This window comes from Arthrobacter sp. Y3223164 (assembly GCF_059091005.1).
On record NZ_JBNHGF010000106.1, the window covers coordinates 1 to 7,795 of the forward strand.

A 7,795-nucleotide genomic window follows, 5' to 3' on the forward strand; every position below is an offset into this window, starting at 1 on the left:
GCGTCCGCCACCGGCAGGGCCGCCAGGGCCGCCTCGACCGCGGCGGTCCGGTCGGCAATCATCTGCTCGGCGGCAGCCAGGGCGCCGCTGCCGGTGATCAGGTCCCGCAGTTCTTCCACCGCCGCGTCGGAGAGTTCCGGTGAACCCAGCCGGGTCTCCAGCAGGGTGCGTTCGGCCGGCGTGCAGTGGTTGAGCGTGTGCGCAATCAGGACCGTGCGTTTGCCTTCCCGCAGGTCGTCTCCGGCCGGTTTGCCGGTGGTGGCCGGATCGCCGAACACGCCCAGCACGTCGTCACGGATTTGGAAGGCCTCGCCCAAGGGCAGCGAGAATGCCTCGTAGGCCTCCAGCAGGCCGGTAGAAGCGCCGGCCAGCGCACCGCCCACGCTCAGGGGATGCACGGTGGAGTACTTGGCCGACTTGTAGCGGAGGATCTGCAGCGCGCGGTCCACGGCGGCTTCGGCCGGGCGCCCCGGTCCGGCAGCTTCCTCCAGCAGGTCCAGATACTGCCCGGCCATGACCTCCGCGCGCATGCGGTTGAAAATTGCGCGGGCCGGCGTTCCTGACGCGGACTCCGCCCCGATGCCGGCAAAGACTTCTTCGCTGAGGGACAGGCAGAGGTCGCCGGCCAGCAGGGCGGCGGCCTGCCCGTAGCGCTCGGCGTCCAGCGCCCAGCCGTTGAGCCGGTGCTGCTGCTCGAACCGCCGGTGCACGCTCGGGCTGCCCCGCCGGGTGTCCGAGCGGTCGATGATGTCGTCGTGGATCAGTGCCGCGGCCTGGAAGAGCTCCAGCGCGACTCCCGCCTGAACGGCCTGGCCGGCGAGCACGGACCCCCCTGCCCCGCGCCAGCCCCAGTAGGCCAACAACGCCCGGAGGCGCTTGCCGCCCGCGGTGAGGTCGGTGATGGCCTCCACCAGCGGTGCCGCGTCCGGAGCCGCATCCTGCAGCAGGTCCTTCTGTCCGGCCAGGAACTCCCGGAGCAATCCGGCCACGGCCTGCCGGAAGTCTTCCTGTTCCGCCGCGCTCGTTGTGGTCGCAGAGGGTTCCATGCCGTTACCTCCGGTCTGCCCGTGCGGGGAGGGATTCGTCAGGGCGGTACAGCATGCGGCGGAGCTCCTCGCGGTGGTACTGATGTCTGCAGCCAGTCTAGACAATCCCGCCGGGCCGGCGGGCCGCCCGCCCGCAGCTTCGGCCGCACCGCAGGCGGCAGCCAGCCTACGATAGTGCTGTGACCTCCCCGGACCAGCACAACTGCACCATTCTCCACGTGGACATGGACGCCTTTTTCGTGGGTGTGGAGTTGCTGGAGCGGCCGGAGCTGGTCGGGAAGCCGGTCATCGTGGGATCCGCCTCGGGCCGGGCGGTGGTGCTCTCGGCGTCGTACGAGGCCCGCAAATACGGTGTCCGCTCGGCGATGCCGATGGCACGGGCCCGCATGCTCTGCCCGCAGGCGCTCATCATTGAACCCAGCCACGGCAAGTACCAGCAGGCCTCGACCCGGATCATGGCGATCTTCCGGGAAATCACGCCGTACGTGGAACCGCTCAGCGTCGACGAAGCCTTCCTCGATGTGGCCGGTGCCCGCCGGCGGCTGGGCGAACCGCTGGAGATCGGCGCGCTGATCCGCCGTAGGATCTCGGCCGAGCTGGGACTGACCGCGACGGTGGGCATCGCCACGACCAAGTTCGTGGCCAAGATAGCCTCCACGCACGCCAAGCCGGACGGCCTGCTGCTCATACCCGAGGCCGAGACGGTCGACTTCCTGCATTCCCTGCCGGTGGGCGCCCTGTGGGGAGTCGGCGCCAAGACGCGGGAGGTCCTGGCCCGCCTTGGCATCCGTACCGTTGCCGATGTGGCACACACGCCGCCCGCGGCGCTGCACCGCGTCCTGGGAGCCACCGGCGACCACGTCCATCGGCTGGCCTGGGGAATGGACGACCGGGCGGTCACCCCTGAACGGGTGGAGAAAAGCATAGGTGCCGAAGAAACCTTCGAAAAGGACGTCGACGACGACGAGGTGCTCGAGCGCGAGCTCCTGCGGCTGGCCTACCGGACGGCCGCCAGGCTCCGCGCCGGGAACATGCGCGCCGGAACCATAGCGTTGAAACTCAGGTATTCCGACTTCACCACCTTGAACCGGTCACGGAAGCTGCCGGCGCCCTCGAACAGCGCCCAGCAGTTGCAGGCCGCCGCTGCGGCGCTTTTGTCGGCCCTCGGCGAGCGGCCGCAGGCGGTCCGGCTCATCGGGTTGCGGGCGGAGCAGTTGGAGGACGCCGGCCGGGGCGGCCAGCAGTTGAGCTTCGACGGCCACGAAGACACGTGGCACAGCGCCGAACAGGCCCTGGACGAGGTGAACCGGAAGTTCGGCGGCGCGGGGATTGTGCCTGCCTCGCTGCTGAAGTCCGGGCCCCGCAAGCCGGCGGAGCAGGGCCCGGAATCCCGCCGCCGGCCGGGCCGGGGCCAGGGTGCGTGAAATCGGGGCGGGTGGGATCACAGGTGGGTCATCGTGGCTTTTGATTGCAGGCTTTGCGCTCTATTCTTAGTAGCAGAGGTCAATTCGGTTCCGGTTGGTTTCAGGAACTCTTGTCCCGCGGAGTTCGTTGTACGCTATGCACCCTTGGGGGACTGGAACAAAGGAGGCTCAGATGCCACTCTCAGAGCATGAACAGCGGCTGCTGGAACAACTGGAGCAGCAGTTGCATGCTGATGACCCGAAGTTTGCCAGCCACATGGAATCGGCCAGCGGCCGATCGTTGTCGACGCGCCACATCGTCGTGGGCTCACTCGTCGCGATTGCCGGAATCCTGGTCCTGCTCACCGGCATCCTCAGCCAGATCATCGCCGTCGGAGTCCTGGGATTCGTCATCATGGGTGCCGGCGTCTACTGGGCCACCACGCGCCGCGCCGGGGCAGGGTCGCCGCGGGCGACCGGCACCAGGCAGACTTCCTCATCGAAGGGCGGCTTCATGGCCAGCCTCGAGGAGCGGTGGGACGAGCGGCATCACGGCGAAGACCGCTGACATAAGACCCGGCCGCCGGAGCAGCCGTTGAGGCTCCTCCACTTCGCCCCACCCGGCGGCTAGCGGCCGAAAGGCACGAAGGCAAGACCCGTCAAACGTCGGGTCTTTTCGTGTTTAAAGGCCCCGTGTGGGCCGGATCCGGCCCGTTTCCCGGCGCAACGGCCGCTTCGGCCGGCCTGGACGCGATCCAACAGGAAACTTCTACTGCCGGGGTTCCCCAGGCCCTCCACTTTCCCTCCACTCTGCTCCACAGGCCTGCTTCCGCGCCCTCACGCGGAGGGCGCCGAACATTTCCAGCTACAAAAGGGGCCGGAAGTAGTTGACTGTGGCGTGATGTGGAGTAAAGTGGAGGACATAAGAGGGTAGTGGTGACGCAGGGGGCGACGGTCTCCTCCAATCGGCAGGGCGGTGGCGATGTTCCTCGGGACACACTCGCCGCGGCTCGACGAGAAGGGGCGCCTGATACTTCCCGCAAAGTTCCGCGAGGAGCTTGCCGATGGACTCGTCCTGACGAGAGGCCAGGAGCGTTGCATCTACGTCTTCAGCCAGAAGGAATTCGAGCGGGTTCACGAGGAGATGCGGAAGGCTCCGATATCTTCCCGCCACGCCCGTGACTACATTCGCGTCTTTCTGTCAGGAGCCTCTGACGAAGTTCCGGATAAGCAGGGCCGGGTCACCATCCCGCCGGCACTGCGGACCTATGCAGGGCTGGACCGGGAGCTGGCGGTCATCGGTGCGGGAACCCGCGCTGAGATCTGGGATGCCCGGGCCTGGGACGACTACCTCCAGGAGCAGGAAACCGCCTTCTCCGAAACAGACGAAGACGTATTGCCCGGAGTCTTTTGACCCCGGGACGACAAACAGCACACGCGGCACGAACGTTCTTGGATGAGATCTCCAGCCGCCCGGCAGGTCCAACCTGGCTCACCTTCCCCGGAGCCAGGCGGGACAGGCCAGGCGCGGATGGGGATCTGGTTCAAGGACTTTCGGACTTAAAGACTCCAGCGACCAACCGGTCCCGGGCACCAGCAGGAAAGAAGGCTTCAGGATGAACAGCGAGCGGCCAGCAGGGGAGCGCCACATTCCGGTGCTCCGCGACCGCTGCATCAACCTGCTCGCCCCGGCCGTCGAACGTGCGGTGGCCGAACGCGGCCGCGCCGTCGTCGTCGATGCGACGCTCGGCATGGGCGGGCATTCGGAGGCCTTGCTGCAGCGTTTTCCGCAGCTGCATCTGATCGGGATCGACCGGGACGAACAGGCGCTGGCGTTGGCCGGAGAGCGGCTGCGCCGCTTCGCGGAGCGCACCGATCTGGTTCACGCGGTGTACGACGAGATCGCCGACGCGGTTGACGACCTCGGCGTCGGCCAGATCGACGGCGCGCTGTTCGACCTGGGCGTCTCCTCGCTCCAGCTGGACGAGCGGGACCGCGGCTTCGCCTATTCCTACGACGCGCCCCTGGACATGCGGATGGACACCAGCCGGGGCATGACTGCCGCGGACATTGTCAACACGTATGCCGAGGCGGACCTGGTGCGCATCATCCGGCGCTGGGGCGAAGAGAAGTTCGCCGGACGCATCGCCTCCAGCATTGTGGCAGCCCGCGACGAGGCCCCGCTGACCACCACGGGCCAACTCGTGGACGCGATCCGCAAGGTCGTGCCGGCTGCTGCGGCGCGGACCGGCGGCCATCCGGCGAAACGCACCTTCCAGGCACTGCGGATCGAGGTCAACGAGGAGCTGGACGTGCTCGAGCGGGCCTTGCCGGCCGCCATCGACGTGCTGGCGCTGGGCGGCCGGATCGTCGTGATGTCCTACCACTCGCTGGAGGACAAGATCACCAAGGCCGTTTTCGGACAGCTCTCGAAGTCATCCGCACCCCGCGGGTTCCCCGTCGAGCTGGAAGAACACAAGCCGCAGCTGAAGACCCTGACCAAGGGCACCGAAGTGCCGACGGCGGCAGAGATTGCAGAAAACCCGCGGGCGGCTTCGGCCAAGCTGCGGGCGGTAGAACGGATCCGGAACAGGAGCGCAAAATGAGTGCCAGTGCCCACGCGGCCCGTCCCGACCAGCATCAGTACGTGCACGGCAGTGCCGTGCCGGCCCGAGGTCCCGCAGCGGCGCCCCGGCAGGCCCCCCGCCGCACCCCGCTCTCCGTCGTACCCAACAGCCCGACGCGCAAGCGCGTGCCGTTCGCCCTGTTCTGCTTCACGGTTCTGGTGCTCGCGCTCGGCAGCGTCCTGATGCTGAACATCTCGGTCTCCAGCGGGCAGTACAAACTGGTGGAGCTGCGCAACGAGCAGGTCTCCCTGGCCCAGGCGAACGAAAAACTGACACAGCAACTCGAAAACCACCAGGCTCCCCAGAATCTTGCCGCGAAGGCGGCAGAATTGGGGATGGTAACGTCTCCGTCGGTCGGCTCCATCAATCTGGAGAGCCAGAAGGTCACCGGGAAGCCGAAGGCGGCGGAACCAGGCGCATCCCCGGAGCTGTTGGTGGCCCAGCCGGAAAATCCGGTCCAGAAGCCGGCCGCGAAGGAGGAAGCCGGGAAGAAGGACGGCACCCCCGCGGCGGCGAAGGAACCGGCGAAACCTGCTGCCGCTGCTGAAGCCGGTGCAGAAGAAGGCGCGGCACCGAAACCCGCCGAAAAGCAGCTGAACGGCGGCAGCATCCCGGCGCCGAAGCAACAGACAGGCCAGTAATCGCCCGGCAACGCAAACGAGGTACCTGTGGCAGCACCAACAGCCGACCGGCAGCACCCCAACCGCACGGCGAGGGCTACCAGGAGGCTCCGGGCCGGGCTGGCGATGGTGCTGATCCTGCTGGTCATTCTCGGGGCCCGTCTGTTCCAGCTGCAGGGGCTGGACACCGCCGGCATGGCCCAGGCGGCGGTGGACAAGCGCCTGCGCACCGTCGACCTGCCCGCGCTCCGCGGCGAGATCCTGGACGCCAACAACAACGTGCTCGCCCGCAGCGTGCAGCGGTTCGACGTGGTGGTGGACCAGCGGCTGGTCGAGGACTACACCCGGTTCGATCCGATCAGCCAAAAGTCCGAGGACGTCAAGATCGCCGACGCCATCGCCGAGCTGGCCGGCATCCTGGGCCAGGACGTGGAGACCGTCACCAAAGCGGTCACCGGCGACAAGCCCTTTAATTACGTGGCCAAGTCGGTCACCCCGGAAGTCCAGCAGAAGATCGAGGAGCTGGCCTTTCCCGGGCTGTCCGCGCGCGCGACCACCATCCGCAACTACCCGGCAGGGGCGGTGGCCGGCTCGGTGGTCGGATTCATGCGGTCGGATGGCGTGCCGCTCGAAGGCATCGAGGCCTCGCAGAACGACGTCCTCTCCGGGACGCCGGGCACGAAGACCTACGAAATCGGCGCCGACGGCATCCGCATACCGGTCGGCACCTACGAAGAAGTCCCGGCCGTGGATGGCCAAAGCGTGCGACTGACCCTCAATACCGACATCCAGTGGTACGCCCAGGAAGTCATCGCCGAAACCGTGCGGGATTACGGCGCCGACTACGGTACCGTCGTCGTCCTCAATGCCAAGACCGGCGACCTGATCGCACTGGCGGACTCCACGACAGTGGACCCCAATGACCCGGGCGCCACTCCGGACAGCGAACGGCAGTCGATGGCTGTGACACGCGCCTTCGAGCCGGGGTCCACTACCAAGATGATCACCATGGCGGCCGCGATCGAAGAGGGCATCACGACCCCGGCATCGCGATACACCATCCCGCCCAAGTACACGGTCAACGGCCAGACCTTTCAGGACGCGACACCGCACGGCACCCTGACGCGCACCACGGCCGGCATCTTCGCGCAGTCGCTCAATACCGGCACCACCATGATCGGGCAGCAGTTGACGCGGCAGCAGCGCTACGACTACCTGCGGAAGTTCGGCATCGGCCAGCGCTTCGACATCGGCATCAACGGCGCCACCGCCGGCCTGCTGGCCGAGCCGGAGACGTGGGACGGGCGGCAGGAGTTCACCGTCCTCTTCGGCCAGGGCCTCGCTCAGACGGCCCTCCACACCGCCGTGGCCTTCGGGACCATCGCCAACAACGGCGTGCTGATGCAGCCGCGGCTGATCGACGCCTATATCGACCCGAACGGCACCGAGCACGAGGTGCCTGTCGAGAAGGGCAGCCGGGCGGTTTCCAAGAAGACCGCCAACCTGGTGCAGGACATGCTGGAAACCAACTCGAAGTACCACAGCGGCAAGCCCGGTAACATTAAGGAGTATCGGATCGGGGTCAAGACCGGTACAGCCGAAGCACCGGCCGCCGACGGGGGATTCAGCGGCTACACCATTTCGATGGCCGGCATCGCCCCGATGGAGGATCCGCAGTTCGTCGTCGTGGCGACCATCCAGCGGCCGCAGGGCGGGGTGCTGACGCTGTCGGCCGGACCGACGTTCAAGAAGGTCATGACGCAGGTCCTCAACGCCTACGACGTGCCGCCGTCCACCAGCAAACGGGTCGACCTGCCGCTGGAATGAGCCAACCTGGAGAATATGTGAGTTCCACTGCCGAGCAGCCCCACCGGTCCGCCTCGCCCTTGCGGCCCCCAACGGTCAGGCCGGTCCGGCTGGCGGCGCTGAGCGGCATGCTGCAGCACCGCGGGCTTCCCGTACCCGAGGGCGGCCCGGGGTCGGAGGACCTGACCTTTACCGGCATCACCATAGATTCGCGTTCCGTCGAGCCGGGGGACCTGTATGTCGGCCTGCCCGGAGCCCGCCGGCACGGCGCCGACTTCGCCGGCCAGGCCGAA

8 protein-coding genes are annotated in these 7,795 nt (G+C 67.4%); 7 read left to right on the forward strand and 1 reads right to left on the reverse strand.

Going from position 1 to position 7,795, the window contains the following annotated elements; genetic code table 11:
* A partial coding sequence (locus tag AC5RUJ_RS07605; RefSeq protein ID WP_494155726.1) for a polyprenyl synthetase family protein occupies nucleotides 1-1,046 on the reverse strand: 1,046 nt, incomplete at its 3' end.
* A gap of 179 nt (nucleotides 1,047-1,225) precedes the next feature.
* On the opposite strand from AC5RUJ_RS07605, the gene dinB reads away from it, so the two are divergent.
* The 7 genes from dinB to AC5RUJ_RS07640 all read left to right on the forward strand — a co-directional run.
* Nucleotides 1,226-2,470: a DNA polymerase IV gene (dinB, locus tag AC5RUJ_RS07610; protein ID WP_494013800.1), complete on the forward strand. Its 1,245-nt coding sequence runs from the start codon at nucleotides 1,226-1,228 to the stop codon at nucleotides 2,468-2,470.
* Nucleotides 2,471-2,642: 172 nt separating this feature from the next.
* Nucleotides 2,643-3,017 carry an SCO2097 family morphological protein gene (locus AC5RUJ_RS07615; protein ID WP_493999458.1) on the forward strand — a complete coding sequence of 125 codons (375 nt, stop codon included), beginning with the start codon at nucleotides 2,643-2,645 and terminating at the stop codon, nucleotides 3,015-3,017.
* 414 nt (nucleotides 3,018-3,431) lie between these two features.
* A complete protein-coding gene (mraZ, locus tag AC5RUJ_RS07620) occupies nucleotides 3,432-3,863 on the forward strand; it encodes a division/cell wall cluster transcriptional repressor MraZ (protein WP_493987551.1) in 432 nt (143 codons plus the stop codon).
* Between the two features lie 202 nt (nucleotides 3,864-4,065).
* Nucleotides 4,066-5,055, forward strand: a complete 990-nt coding sequence (gene rsmH / locus AC5RUJ_RS07625; RefSeq protein WP_493999459.1) for a 16S rRNA (cytosine(1402)-N(4))-methyltransferase RsmH — start codon at nucleotides 4,066-4,068, stop codon at nucleotides 5,053-5,055.
* Entirely contained in the window at nucleotides 5,052-5,717 is a 666-nt protein-coding gene (ftsL, locus tag AC5RUJ_RS07630) for a cell division protein FtsL (RefSeq protein ID WP_494129022.1), read from the forward strand. Before rsmH ends, ftsL begins: the two co-directional genes overlap by 4 nt.
* Nucleotides 5,718-5,744: 27 nt before the next feature.
* Nucleotides 5,745-7,523, forward strand: coding sequence for a peptidoglycan D,D-transpeptidase FtsI family protein (locus tag AC5RUJ_RS07635; protein WP_494013802.1), 1,779 nt, complete (start codon nucleotides 5,745-5,747; stop codon nucleotides 7,521-7,523).
* Nucleotides 7,524-7,540: 17 nt separating this feature from the next.
* On the forward strand, nucleotides 7,541-7,795 hold a 255-nt coding region (locus AC5RUJ_RS07640), incomplete at its 3' end, for a Mur ligase domain-containing protein (RefSeq protein WP_494155727.1).